The 12377-nt window shown below is 42.5% G+C and carries 14 protein-coding genes; 9 read left to right on the forward strand and 5 right to left on the reverse strand.

All coding sequences use genetic code 11. The features are described from left to right. Together AC6RV6_RS29360 and AC6RV6_RS29365 are read right to left on the reverse strand one after the other, a co-directional pair. A partial coding sequence (locus tag AC6RV6_RS29360) for a hypothetical protein (protein ID WP_500244421.1) occupies positions 1–594 on the reverse strand: 594 nt, incomplete at its 3' end. 51 nt (positions 595–645) lie between these two features. Next, complete coding sequence (locus AC6RV6_RS29365; RefSeq protein ID WP_500244422.1) at positions 646–1746, reverse strand: hypothetical protein; 1101 nt, start codon at positions 1744–1746, stop codon at positions 646–648. 131 nt (positions 1747–1877) lie between these two features. Between AC6RV6_RS29365 and AC6RV6_RS29370 the strand changes: the two genes are divergently transcribed. Next, positions 1878–3020, forward strand: a complete 1143-nt coding sequence (locus AC6RV6_RS29370; RefSeq protein ID WP_500244423.1) for a cysteine desulfurase family protein — start codon at positions 1878–1880, stop codon at positions 3018–3020. Between the two features lie 71 nt (positions 3021–3091). Here the strand turns inward: AC6RV6_RS29370 and cpcD/petH are convergent, their stop codons facing one another. Then, entirely contained in the window at positions 3092–4219 is a 1128-nt protein-coding gene (gene cpcD/petH, locus AC6RV6_RS29375) for a bifunctional rod-capping linker CpcD/ferredoxin--NADP reductase PetH (protein ID WP_500244424.1), read from the reverse strand. A gap of 65 nt (positions 4220–4284) precedes the next feature. Here cpcD/petH and AC6RV6_RS29380 point away from each other — a divergent pair, with 65 nt between their 5' ends. The 3 genes from AC6RV6_RS29380 (at position 4285) to AC6RV6_RS29390 (ending at position 6287) form a co-directional block, all read left to right on the forward strand. Beyond that, on the forward strand, positions 4285–4464 hold the full coding sequence (locus tag AC6RV6_RS29380; protein WP_500244425.1) for a hypothetical protein: 180 nt from the start codon (positions 4285–4287) through the stop codon (positions 4462–4464). Positions 4465–4869: 405 nt separating this feature from the next. Continuing rightward, the gene (locus tag AC6RV6_RS29385; protein WP_500244426.1) at positions 4870–5877 is read left to right on the forward strand and encodes a phosphoribulokinase; all 1008 of its coding nucleotides are present in this window, start codon (positions 4870–4872) and stop codon (positions 5875–5877) included. Positions 5878–6017: 140 nt separating this feature from the next. Further along, entirely contained in the window at positions 6018–6287 is a 270-nt protein-coding gene (locus AC6RV6_RS29390; protein ID WP_500244427.1) for a hypothetical protein, read from the forward strand. A 29-nt stretch (positions 6288–6316) separates the two neighbouring features. On the opposite strand, the gene AC6RV6_RS29395 is transcribed toward AC6RV6_RS29390, so the two are convergent. Both AC6RV6_RS29395 and AC6RV6_RS29400 read right to left on the reverse strand, forming a co-directional pair. Next, positions 6317–6940: a Crp/Fnr family transcriptional regulator gene (locus tag AC6RV6_RS29395; RefSeq protein ID WP_500244428.1), complete on the reverse strand. Its 624-nt coding sequence runs from the start codon at positions 6938–6940 to the stop codon at positions 6317–6319. Positions 6941–7066: 126 nt separating this feature from the next. After that, positions 7067–8125, reverse strand: coding sequence for a CHAD domain-containing protein (locus AC6RV6_RS29400; protein ID WP_500244429.1), 1059 nt, complete (start codon positions 8123–8125; stop codon positions 7067–7069). A 184-nt stretch (positions 8126–8309) separates the two neighbouring features. Here AC6RV6_RS29400 and AC6RV6_RS29405 point away from each other — a divergent pair, with 184 nt between their 5' ends. The 5 genes from AC6RV6_RS29405 to AC6RV6_RS29425 all read left to right on the forward strand — a co-directional run bounded on the left by AC6RV6_RS29405 (position 8310) and on the right by AC6RV6_RS29425 (position 12226). After that, positions 8310–8831 carry a hypothetical protein gene (locus AC6RV6_RS29405; protein WP_500244430.1) on the forward strand — a complete coding sequence of 174 codons (522 nt, stop codon included), beginning with the start codon at positions 8310–8312 and terminating at the stop codon, positions 8829–8831. Positions 8832–8992: 161 nt separating this feature from the next. After that, positions 8993–9805: a basic amino acid ABC transporter substrate-binding protein gene (locus AC6RV6_RS29410; RefSeq protein WP_500244431.1), complete on the forward strand. Its 813-nt coding sequence runs from the start codon at positions 8993–8995 to the stop codon at positions 9803–9805. A gap of 114 nt (positions 9806–9919) precedes the next feature. Then, entirely contained in the window at positions 9920–10726 is an 807-nt protein-coding gene (locus AC6RV6_RS29415) for a transporter substrate-binding domain-containing protein (RefSeq protein ID WP_500244432.1), read from the forward strand. An 18-nt stretch (positions 10727–10744) separates the two neighbouring features. Beyond that, positions 10745–11452: an amino acid ABC transporter permease gene (locus AC6RV6_RS29420; RefSeq protein ID WP_500244433.1), complete on the forward strand. Its 708-nt coding sequence runs from the start codon at positions 10745–10747 to the stop codon at positions 11450–11452. 33 nt (positions 11453–11485) lie between these two features. Further along, the gene (locus AC6RV6_RS29425) at positions 11486–12226 is read left to right on the forward strand and encodes an amino acid ABC transporter ATP-binding protein (protein ID WP_500244434.1); all 741 of its coding nucleotides are present in this window, start codon (positions 11486–11488) and stop codon (positions 12224–12226) included. Positions 12227–12377 lie beyond the last annotated feature (151 nt).

Consider the following 12377-nt stretch of genomic DNA (forward strand, 5'->3'; position numbering starts at 1 on the left):
TTCCCTCATATTGTACCTCATATGTTCAAGAAACGCTATATCACGTAACGCATCTTCCGCTCCTTTGGCAGTCATTTTATTTTGATGGCGAATAAACAAATATATAACAAAATCTAGTGAAGACCAAATTTGACCTAAATAAAATGTATCAAAGACTGTTTTTGCATAATCGCGTATAGCAATTTTATCATCTGTAATAAAAATTATTTGCGATGACTCTCGTTTAATTACCTTATGAAATGCAAGACAAATATTATGCCGTTCTCCTCTATTTTTCTCTATTGTTAAATCCGGAGTAAATCTTTGCATTTCAAAGATATCTTGTCCGCATTTTTTACAAGTTCGTGAGAGATTTTTTCGTTCAATTTGGGAGCCAAATAACATACTTTCATAATTTTCAATAGTTGGAATGCTTTTAGTATTTTTTGGTTTTGAAAGTTTAGATACATATTTTCTCCATTGACGTTTTGCGTCTCTTTCCATTTTATTTTTATTGTTTTCTATCTCTCTATATACAGTATTGCTATAGGTAACAGTAAATTCTTCCCAAAGCCAATCATGTAGGGTCTTTCGACCTAATTCTACTTCACTCATATAGATTAACGAACAAGTATCAATAATACATAAAGGTTTCATTTTATTCTTTTAAACATTTGTAAAGATTAGATAGGATTCATTTTCTCTAGGAGATAAACGAACGACATATTGACGATTGCCAAATGTACGCGGTAATGATAACCATTTTGAGATAGAATCTGGAGAAATACAGATATTATTTTCTAACAATAACCGAATGCTGATATAAAGTAAAGCCTGTATTAAAGAAACTTTTGGGACAAAGGATTTGCGAAACACAGAAAATGTATCTTGCAGTAAGCACCCTAATAAATCTATCTGAGTTGATTCTTCCTCATTAAAATTTGTAAATTCATCAAGATTGAGAATAGTTTCTGTCGCTAGCTGCCAGTATTGATGATTTAACCACGTCTTGCTAACATCTTGCATATCGGAATCATTTACGCGAGGTAAGTTCGAGATAAACTCCTGTCCTTGCTTAGTTAATATACAACGATGCCGTTTAAATTCAGAACCATCTAAAAAACCAAGATCGAGTAGCCAATTTAAACGAGGAGGGACTAAATGTTCTGAATATCTAGGTTTCAGCCATTCTTTCTGTATATTTGTTTTTTTGTCAAGTAGCTTTCGTCGCAATAAATCATCTTGGCATAGATTTATTTTTTGACTTAATCTTGCCAAGAATAATTCTTGAAATTTTTTTTGAATATCAGATAGTGTTGTTCTAGGTTTCTCTATAATATAATTGATAATAGGCAATAGCATATCTGTATCTCGATCTAGAATTTCATACAAAAAGAACAAACGTTCTTTGTAAGTCAAATAAAAAGGATTGCTTGATTTTTGATCGTATTTTGATAGCTTGGAAAGAACTAAGCCAATACGAGTATTTCTGTAACATCCAGAGATTGGAGCAATTAGACCTAATTTAATTCCTAAATTAGTATAGTTCAATGCAGCAGAGTTTCGTTTAGTCAAGGTAATTTCACCTGTTTTTACTATATATTGTTCGAGGAATAATTTACGCTCTTGACTCCATTGGCAGATTTTTTGTAAAAAATTTCGTTCGCTTAATCCCTCATGGTCTAGAATAACAGTTATTGTAGTTAAATAAGCTAAACGACGAGTTTTATGATTTGTTCCCTCAATCGCACGATATTGTAATTTCAACAAATAAATCCTCTTATACTAACTTTTATAAATCGAGTCCAAATGTTTACTAACATTGAATAAAGCACTCGCTAACCCATTTTAGCAAATTTCTCTAAATTAAAGATCGCACCCCAAAATCTCCCTCTCCCATGACACCAATTTACCTCGACTACCACGCGACAACCCCGTGCGATCGCAGAGTCGCCGATCGCATTTTCCACACCCTCACCGAAGAATTTGGCAACGCCAGCAGCATCGATCATACTTATGGAGACACAGCCGCAAAAGCCATCAAAGAAGCAAAAAAAGCGATCGCCAACCTTATCCAATCTTCCCCCAAAGAAATTATCTTTACCTCCGGTGCAACCGAAAGCATAAACCTCGCCATCCAAGGCAGTTTAAACCCCAATAAACCTGCCAAAATTGCCCTCTCCACCGTCGAACACAAAGCCGTTTTAGATACCTGTAGAGCCTTGGAAAAACAACGACGCGCTCAACTCATCACCCTTCCTGTCAACGCCAAAGGAAATCTCGACCTAAATCAACTCGAAACCGTTCTTAAAAGCGGTATATCTCTCCTCTGTATCATGGCAGCCAACAACGAAATGGGCAATATTTACCCCATCGAAGCGATCGCAAAACTTGCCCGAAATTATAATACCCCTTTCCTCTGCGATGCCGCCCAAGCCGTCGGCAAAATTCCTCTCAATTTCGCAGAATGGGGAATCACCTACCTTGCCATTTCCGCCCATAAATTATACGCTTCCAAAGGAATCGGCGCATTAGTTGTTCAAAAAGGAACGCATCTCAAACCCCTCCTATTTGGCGGCGGACATCAACAAGGAATGCGATCGGGTACCCTCAATGTTCCCGGAATTGTCGGACTAGGAGAAGCCTGTCGTTTGAGACAATTAGAAATGCACGAAGATGAAATCAGAATTGCTCATCTTAGAGACAAACTCGAACAACTTTTACAAGAAAATATTCCCGGTTTAATAATTAATGGCGATCGCAATTCTCGCCTCGCTGGAAACCTGCATATTTCTATCCCCAACATCCCCAATAGTGCCATTATCGCTCGCATTCGCCACCAACTCGCCATTTCCACCGGATCCGCCTGTTCTTCCGGCGTAGAAACCCCCTCTCACGTCCTGCAAGCAATGAAACTTCCCCCAGAAGCGATCGAAGGCGCACTGAGAATCGGTTTAGGGAAATTTACCACCTACGCAGAAATTGAACGAGCTGCGGTTATTTTAGTCGATGCTGTTACTCAAATCCGTAAACTCATATAATTCCCGTACTCACAAAAAAAAATCCCGAGTCTGTGACTCGGGAAAAAGAAAATTAAGTGAAATGGCAAAACTTAATACACTTCTACGTGCCAGCGATGAGCTTTTTTCAACTCCTTGCGCTTAGCATTCCAGTCCATACCAATTTTTTCGGCTTCTTGAGTGAAAGTTTCCGCGATCGGGGGTTCCATGCCTTTCAAACCGCACATATAAACATGAGTATTGGTTTTTTGAATCATGTCAAAGATTTCGCCCGCATATTCGCTGACCCGACTCTGTACATACATTTTGCCACCATCTGCGTTTTTCTGTTCGCGGCTGATCGCATAAGTTAGGCGGAAATTATCGGGATATTGTGCGGCCAATTCTTCCAACTCTTCTTTGTAGAGAATATTCGCAGAATAGGGAATTCCAAAAACGAGCCAAGCCAATCCTTTAAACTTATAATCTTCGTGTTTTTCCTTGAACATCCGCCAGAGAAAGGCTCGGAAAGGTGCAATTCCCGTTCCTGTCGCCAGCATGATAATTGTTGCCTCCTCATCCTCGGGTAAGAGCATTTCTTTGCCAACAGGTCCCGTAATGGCAACATCATCCCCTACTGCTAAGTTACATAAGTGAGTCGAACAAACCCCGTAAACAGTTTCTCCGGTTTCTGGGTGTTGGTATTCCAGTTGACGGACGCACAAAGAGACACTTTTATCATCTACATCGTCCCCGTGACGGGTCGAAGCAATGGAGTAAAGACGCAATTTATGCGCTTTTCCCTTGTCATCGGTTCCAGGTGGAATAATGCCAATACTTTGACCTTCTAAATAGCGCAGATCGCCGCCGGAAATATCAAATTTCACGTGACGAACTGTACCCGTTCCACCTTCGCGAACCAATTCCGTGTTTTCGGTACACTTGCCAATATAGGGATTTTTGGGCTTGTAGAGGTTGATAGGAATATCAACTTTTGCCTTAGTTTGAGTCATAGGTTTTTGATTGGGCGTTGCAGGTGTTGTTTCGGCAGCCGTGTTTAAAGGCTTAATACTGAGAATTTTGCCTCCCAGTTGAGTAATTCGCCGCGTTTCCTCTTGCATCCGGTTATAAGACACCGTAATGAAGACGTTTCCACCGGGGCGAACGGAATAGTTAAGTTGTCCGTTCGAGGCCAGACCTTCGACCTCATACACAAATTTGCGGTTTCGAGATTCGTACATTCGCTTTAATATCTCCCAACTTCGCGATCGAATATTATTGTTGACCAAAACACTTTTTGCTCTCCTTGGAGAACAAAGCGCTTTTTGTCAGTAATATTCAGCCTAGCATTGCAGGAACCCCCGACAATACCTTGCCAGTCGGGAGCGATCGCGCCTCGAACGTTGTACGCGATCGCGCCGGTAGAATCATCGCAACGAACAAACCGAACGTCTTGGCTTACTTTGAACTTCCACCTCTAAAATAATCTCTGAGAAAACACAAGACTGTTAAGTTGATATCTTTTTTACTTTTTCTTTAACAAAAATGACCGCGCTACCTTAGCATAAGAACTGGGTAAGTTGTTTGAATTCCGGTTTGAATTCCAATTTGACTGCCGATTTGACCTTGTGGAGAATCTCTCGTTCTGGTAAAATCCACTTTAAGTTTCTAGTATAAATACCTACCAGATAGGAACTAGGTTTAACCTTAATGTTTTACCGATCGCTTGTCCTCCCAAGAGAAGGACCCCATCACTGCCTAGAGGCAATGAGAAGGAGCCGGAGAACGGTTAAAGGAATCATCAAGGGGAACAGACGGAAAAAATCTGGCGGTTCACCGATTCAGCTTGCTCGACACTGTTAAAAAATTGTTTTGTATATAGAGGGAAGGTATGATCGCACAATCGGATCGTGTGGTTCTCATAGGGGTCGCTGGAGACTCGGGATGCGGGAAATCAACCTTTTTACGCCGTCTGACCGATTTATTTGGCGAAGAGTTTATGACGGTTATCTGTTTGGATGACTATCACAGCCTCGATCGCAAGGGCAGAAAGGCAGCAGGGGTAACGGCTTTAAATCCCAAGGCCAATAATTTTGACTTGATGTACGAGCAAATTAAGGATCTGAAAGCTGGGAAAGGCATTGATAAGCCCATTTACAACCACGAAACAGGTGAACTCGACCCTACCGAGCGCGTCGAACCCAATAAAGTGATCGTGATTGAAGGTTTGCATCCCCTCTACGACCAACGGGTTCGCGAATTAATCGATTTTGGGGTTTACCTCGATATTGGCGATGAGGTCAAAATTAACTGGAAGATCCAACGGGATATGGCAGAGCGGGGTCACACCTACGAAGACGTTCTCGCTTCGATCAATGCCAGAAAACCCGATTTTAAGGCCTATATCGAGCCGCAGAAAGAATTTGCCGACGTGGTGATTCAGGTTTTACCCACCAAATTAATTGACGATAAGGAAAGTAAATACCTGCGGGTTCGCTTGGTGCAAAAAGATGAGGTGACTCATTTCGAGCCGGTTTACTTGTTTGATGAAGGATCTACGATTGATTGGCGGCCTTGCGGGCGCAAGTTGACTTGTACTTATCCCGGCATCAAAATGTACTATGGCCCCGATAGCTTTATGGGCAATGAAGTTTCTTTGCTCGAGGTAGACGGTCAATTTGATAATCTCGAAGAGATGATTTACGTTGAAAGTCATTTGAGCAATACTTCGACTCGCTATTATGGGGAGATGACAGAATTGTTACTCAAGCATAAAGATTATCCGGGATCGAACAATGGCACTGGACTTTTCCAAGTTTTGGTGGGGTTGAAAATGCGGGAAACTTACGAACGCTTGACTCGTCCCGAAGTTGAAACTAAAGTTGCGGCGGCAGTTTAAGACGGAAGAACAAACTTTTGGCGAAAAAATGCTGAGAAAAGATTAATGTTGAGGCGCAAGGCGATCGCGCCTCAGTTTTTTTTCGGGATAATCGGCCCTCGGTAATCGGTAAAATAGTTGGATGCGTTGGGCAAATCATTATGAAAATTTGGTCGATTAGCTTTCTTTTACTGTTTGGGAGTGTAGAGCTTTATCAATGGTTTAGAGCGATGCACCTTCCCCTTTTCGTTTATTTGGGTCTGGGAGTTTTCTTAGCGATCGCGTCCAATGCGGACAAATCATTTCTACGAGGGAATGCTTCCTCTCTTTTAAACTCCGACTCCTCGGAAAAATCCCCCGAACCGTTGCCTCGGGTCATTCCCAAACCGCCTCCACCCCGAGAGTCTATCTCATTTAAAATTAAGCATTAACTTAAATCCCAGTTTTCCCCAATATTCATTTAACTTTCGCGGAAAAATTGGGTATTTTTCAGGGTGATGTGGCGATCGCGATCGATTTGAATGCAGCCCGAGCGTTGTAGCTTGCCCAATAAGCGCGTAACGGTAACGCGAGTCGTGCCGATGGCATTGGCGATGGTTTGATGGGTAAAACGCACTTGCAAGCGCATTCCCTCCTCTGTTGCCACCCCCATATCTGCTTCCAGCAGGCCGAGTAATTGTGCCAAACGATCTTCAACGCGACGGTATCCCGCGATCGCTAAAAGTGCCTCGGTTTGTCGCAGCCGTCGAGTCGTACTCTCTAAAACCATTGTCGCTACCGTGGGAGAAGATTGAATCTCATTAAGAGTAAACCAGCGCAAATAAACATCCGCTAGCGCCTTCGCTTCGTAAAATTCCAAACGAGTTAACCACAGCCCAAAGAATGCGGCCGGACCTGCCCAACCCAACAGCACTTCTTCACCACTAGAATGACAGGTATTGAGTTGCACCAAGCCGCGATAAACCTGCCATACACCCCCCTCATCTAAAGGAATGGTTTCCCCGCGATGATAGAGATGCAAGCGTCGCTCTTCTCGGGATTCCTCGTGAGGGAGGCAATTAATAGATTGAGGCGTTAGAAGCATAATATTTGTTGAGACTCTTAATCATTGAACGTTAAAAAAATGTCATACCGTTCCGTTCCAAAGTAAATCGCAGAGGTAAACGGAAGGTAAAGAAATAATTGAGTGGTTGATTATGGGTTGATTGGTTTACGATCGCTCAGTACCAGAAGAGAGAACCAGAGAGTCGATCGCAAGAGCGGGAGAAGCCGAAGGAGCAGGAAATTCTGGTAAAGAGATTTGCGGATGCTGCACGATTTCTCGCAAAGTTTGTCGCGTTTTCGAGGACACAAATTTATATTGCAGCTCCTGCCAAGCATTCCATTTCTGCCAGCGAACGTTTTGCAGATGCTGAGCAAGAACTGGCAGATGAGTTTGGAAAGACTTACTAAAAAATTGATTGAGAAACTCCATCAAAACAAAACTATCTTGAATATCGCCGAGAATGCTTTGCATCCGTTTGATATCTTTGAGATAACTTTGATATTCCTGGCCATAAAACTGTAGGAAGAGTTCCATTTGATAGCGAGTGCGCTTGGCTTCTTTACGCAAATCGTGGAGGATTTGTTCTTGCCGTGCCAAGATATGACGAACCGTAGACGGAGCGGCAGGTACGATCGAAATTGTCTCTCCTGACATCTTGCCAATATTCCCACCCACTCCCCATCCCGGATGCAGGAAAAATTGACTGAATTGAGGCAGCAACAAATCCGGTAAAACGAGTTCGATGGAAACGCAAGCCATTGAAGTATAGCGAGGGGTTTTCAACCAAGATTTTAAGCCTTTTTTTAACTTGCGATAGGTTTTCCCGTGCAGGACGGTTTTCACGGCTTTAAAGGCTTGTCGGCGCTCTTGAGCTAGGGTTTTGAGAATGCGATCGAGTTTCTTGCCTTCAGCTTTGGGCAACTGAGGGTAGTATTCCGTGTTCAGGATTTCCTCGAGTACGTCAATATCTCGTAACTTTCCCAATACCCGAGCGATTCGTCCCACAACCTTTTCCCCCGTTGTTGCTGGCAAAGAGAGGGCCGCTGCAAATCCCACTAATGCCGTTCGCAAACGACGCATCCCCACTCGCATCTGATGTAATTCTTCAGGATCGCGATCGCTTAGGACTCCGGCTTCATGGGAGAGCATTTTCTGGTAATGTTGCGCGATCGCCAGATAAGCCCAGTCGCCAAATGTGTTGGCTCGAGCTGTATCAATTGCCATTGGCTTCATGTCACCCCCCCCTCAAAAACGAACGACCGTCACTGCTCCTATTTTAGCTATAAATACTTAGTTCCTGACTAGAAATGGGGACAGTAAAAAATGAATATCGAGCAAAGACTTTCAATTCTGCTCTCAAATCAATATCATAGTCCCTAGTAAATCGTTTCATGGTGTAGGTGTTAAGATGCACGTCAAAAAGACAAAATTGAGCCTGCTTGTCACCGTACTCGCGTTATTGCTGGGAGCGATCGCAGCAGAAACGGCTCGCGCAGAGTCCAATACGAACTTGAGTTTTGAATCCGACGAGCCTATCTTGTTGACTCAAAGAAGCGCCCCTCGCGCCCCCCGAGTTAGAGGAATTGTTAAGAGCGTGGTCGGAACCCAAGTTCTCGTTGAACTCGATCGCGCTCAAGAGCCTTTTCTTTGGGTTGGCGTACCTCAAGCTCAACTCGGAGCGCTCAATCTCATGGGAGGAACGCCTGTATTTATTGAAGGTGCTAAAATTGTGGGTTTGGCTCCTCATACTGTTCCTATTCCTCCGCGTCCCAGTAACTTCAGCAGCCGCATTCAAGCACTTTGGTCAGACTACGAGCGCTCTCTCGATAGCTCTCCGCGTCCTTCCACTGTGTCTTTACCTTTTGACTCGACTCCGACAGCAAGACCTCTGCCCACAACCACCCCGGTTCCCATTCAAGGACTGTGGTAAATTTTTCGAGAAAGGCAGGTCGAGCGCACCCGCGTTAATTAATTATTATTAAGGAAATGAGGCTGTACTCTCAGAATACAACCTCATTTTTTTGCTTTTCTGTCGGCATTTCAACGCGATCGCGGCAGAATAAAATGATAGGTTGAAAGAAAATGGGCAAAATGTTAAAACGCAAAGGACTGAGGGAATTAGGCTGTATTATTTTAAGTCTTATCGTTTGTTTTTTCGCGATCGCCTGTAGTTCGATTGCCGATCGTACCGAAGGTAAAATTCTTTTAAATATTGGCATCGATCCGACATTTCCTCCTTTTGAAATGCGCGAAAATCGCGATCGCATTGTCGGTTTTGACATCGATCTGATTCAAGCGATCGCAGAACGTGCAGAGATAGAAATTTCCCTCAATCAGGATATATCCTTTCAAGAGTTAATTCCAGCCTTAGAAGCAGGAAAGATCGATGCAATTATTAGCGCCATGGCCATAACGCCCCAGCGAGCAGAAACCGTTGCTTTTTCTCGCCCTTATTTTCAATCTGGATTAGCGATCGCGATTCGGGATGAAGATGAAAGAATTAAAAATATAAACAATCTTAAAAATAAAATTATTGCCGTACAAATTGGTGCAAAAGGAGCAACAAGAGCCGAGAAAATACAAGGCGCAAAGGTGATTAAATTTTCCTCTATTTCTCTTGCTTTACATGAATTGAAAAACGGAAATATCGATGCGGTTATTCACGATCTTCCGACAATCCTCCATGCCATTAAAATCGGTAATTTAGATGGATTGAAAATTGTGGGAGGTTTACTAACAACAGAGTATTATGGGATTGCTCTGTCCAAAAATTCTCCCTATATCGATCCGATCGACGACGCATTAGAAGCATTAATTGCCGATCGCACTTATGAAAACCTCTATCGTCGATGGTTTAATAGCGAACCTCCTCCTCTGCCTGAAATTGCGCCCGCTCTCGAGTGAGTCACATTATCAAAGTGTTGGCCTCTCGAAGTCGTAAAGAATCTTTAGATACCATTTGAGGTGACGCAATTCTGGTAAATTAAGAAGCCAACAAGACCTATAGATAATAAAATAATGAAACGCAGAGCATTAATTTTGGCATTAACTCTGGCTGCCTCCCTAGGAGCGATCGCAGGATGTGGCAATTCTGAAGAAGGAAATAGCAGAGAGAAACAATTAGTGATGGCAACATCTGCCGATTATCCTCCTTACGAGTTTTACGAAACTGCCAAAGGAGAAGGAGAACCCATCGGTTTTGATATTGATATTGCTAAGTATATTACAGAGGAACTCGGTTACGATCTCGAAGTCAGAGATATGGAGTTTAATGGCATTATCCCGGCATTACAATCCGAACGAGTTGATTTTGCTATGTCGGGAATGACTCCCACAGAAGAACGCAAACAAAGTGTGGATTTTTCCAGTATTTATTATGATGCTAAAAATACAATTGTGACATTAGAAGGATCGGAATATAAGAGCTATCAAGACCTCGCCGGTAAAAAAGTTGGCGTTCAATTAGGAACGACCCAAGCAGAAGAAGCGAAAGGGAAAGCCGAAGAAATTGGCGATATTACCCTCGAACCTCGCAATAAAATTAGCGACTTGATCCAAGAAGTCAAAGCAGGACGGATTGATGCGGCGATTATTGAAGATACTGTGGCGAAAGGATATATTAATACTAACCCAGATTTAGTTTTTACTAACATTGAAGAGAGTGGAGAATTATCCGGATCTGCGATCGCTTTTCCTAAAGATTCTGAGTTAGCAGAAAAATTTGAAGCCGTTTTGCAAGAAATGCAGGAAAATGGAGAATTAGAGCAATTAGTGACGAAATGGTTTGAGGATTACTATGAAAACCAAAACAATAGTGCGGAATAATTTAAGGTTAAACAAACAATGAATCTCGCAATTGCTGAAATTATTTCTCATTATCATTTCGCCGCATTTAATCTGGATTTTGAGAGAATTACACCCTCAATTCCTTTCATTTTAACCGGGATTGTTGTCACTCTCAAATTTACACTCCTATCGGCATTCTTTGGTTTTTTGTGGGGAACGATTCTTTCTTTATGTAAAATTTCCAGTGCGAAACCTCTTTATTGGTTTGGTCTAGCCTATACTTCGATTTTTCGAGGAACACCTCTGCTGGTTCAATTATCGTTGATTTATTTTGCAACACCGCAATTAACGGGTTATGACATTTCCGGTTTTGCAGCCGGGGTGATTACCTTTTCCCTCAATTCAGGAGCCTATGTTTCTGAGGTGATTCGTGCGGGAATTTTAGCGATCGATAAGGGACAAACTGAAGCAGCAATGTCCCTCGGCGTGACCTACCGACCGATGATGTTGGATATTATTTTACCCCAAGCCATTAAGAATATTTTACCAGCATTGGTAAATGAATCCATCGCGCTTTTAAAAGATTCTGCTCTCGTCTCCACAATTGGCGCTCAAGATCTCTTACGTCGCGCTCAAATTGTCGGTGCAGAGAAGTATGTTTACTTTGAGCCATTATTACTCGTTGCGGTTATCTATTATCTTTTGGTCATGGTACTGACCGTGAGTTCGACCATATTGGAAAATCGCCTGCGTCGGAGTAGTTAAAACTGGATCGCCAGTACAAAAAAAGAGGAAATTATGTCAGATAATCATGTTGCTATTCGCGTCGATCGCTTGGTGAAATCCTTTGGAAATTTGCAGGTTTTGAAAGACATTTCTACAGAAATTTCTAAGGGAGAAGTCGTCGCGACGATCGGTCCTTCAGGTTCAGGAAAATCAACTTTTCTGCGCTGTCTGAATTTGTTGGAAAAACCGACATCGGGAAAGATTTATATTGATGGCGTTGAAATCACCAATCCTCAAACTAATGTCATGAAAATGCGTCAAAATGTGGGGATGGTTTTTCAACATTTTCACCTTTTTCCTCACATGACAGTATTACGCAATATTATGTACGCGCCGATAAAAGTTAAACAAATTTCAGAGGAAATAGCGCGTCAGAAAGCATCGGAATTATTGGGGCGAGTGGGGTTAGCAGAAAAGGCTAATGTTTATCCGTCTAAGTTGTCGGGAGGACAGAAACAAAGAGTTGCGATCGCACGCGCTTTGGCGATGGAACCAGATATCATGTTGTTTGACGAACCGACTTCGGCTCTCGATCCAGAAATGGTGAAAGAAGTTCTCGAGGTCATGAAAGGCGTTACCGAAAGCGGGATGACGATGGCGGTTGTTACCCATGAAATGGGATTTGCGCGAGAAGTCGCCGATCGCATTCTCTTTCTCGATGAGGGAAAAATTGCCGAAAATGCACCGCCTGATGAGTTTTTCAACAATCCCAAAAGCGATCGCGCCAAACAGTTTTTAGAGAAAATATTATAGTTTGATGGCGATCTCTGTTTGAGTTCTTTGTAAATTGAGTGCAGATCTAGAAATCCTCGCCAAACATTTACCAAAAAAACTGGGTTTAAAGCCCCGTCCTTTAGCGAAGCGGAGGGCGGCTTTTCAGATATTCACGAAGAGCCACAAGTTC

It is taken from the genome of Spirulina sp. LEGE 11439 (assembly GCF_059821285.1).

What these genes read in the sequence shown, in the direction of transcription:
- AC6RV6_RS29395 (WP_500244428.1), bottom strand. Translation starts at nt 6,940, where the DNA reads ATGCTTCTAACGCCTCAATCTATTAATTGCCTCCCTCACGAGGAATCC.
- AC6RV6_RS29400 (WP_500244429.1), bottom strand. Translation starts at nt 8,125, where the DNA reads ATGGCAATTGATACAGCTCGAGCCAACACATTTGGCGACTGGGCTTAT.
- AC6RV6_RS29425 (WP_500244434.1), top strand. Translation starts at nt 11,486, where the DNA reads ATGTCAGATAATCATGTTGCTATTCGCGTCGATCGCTTGGTGAAATCC.
- cpcD/petH (WP_500244424.1), bottom strand. Translation starts at nt 4,219, where the DNA reads ATGTACGAATCTCGAAACCGCAAATTTGTGTATGAGGTCGAAGGTCTG.
- AC6RV6_RS29420 (WP_500244433.1), top strand. Translation starts at nt 10,745, where the DNA reads ATGAATCTCGCAATTGCTGAAATTATTTCTCATTATCATTTCGCCGCA.
- AC6RV6_RS29410 (WP_500244431.1), top strand. Translation starts at nt 8,993, where the DNA reads ATGTTAAAACGCAAAGGACTGAGGGAATTAGGCTGTATTATTTTAAGT.
- AC6RV6_RS29405 (WP_500244430.1), top strand. Translation starts at nt 8,310, where the DNA reads ATGCACGTCAAAAAGACAAAATTGAGCCTGCTTGTCACCGTACTCGCG.
- AC6RV6_RS29370 (WP_500244423.1), top strand. Translation starts at nt 1,878, where the DNA reads ATGACACCAATTTACCTCGACTACCACGCGACAACCCCGTGCGATCGC.
- AC6RV6_RS29415 (WP_500244432.1), top strand. Translation starts at nt 9,920, where the DNA reads ATGAAACGCAGAGCATTAATTTTGGCATTAACTCTGGCTGCCTCCCTA.
- AC6RV6_RS29390 (WP_500244427.1), top strand. Translation starts at nt 6,018, where the DNA reads ATGAAAATTTGGTCGATTAGCTTTCTTTTACTGTTTGGGAGTGTAGAG.
- AC6RV6_RS29385 (WP_500244426.1), top strand. Translation starts at nt 4,870, where the DNA reads ATGATCGCACAATCGGATCGTGTGGTTCTCATAGGGGTCGCTGGAGAC.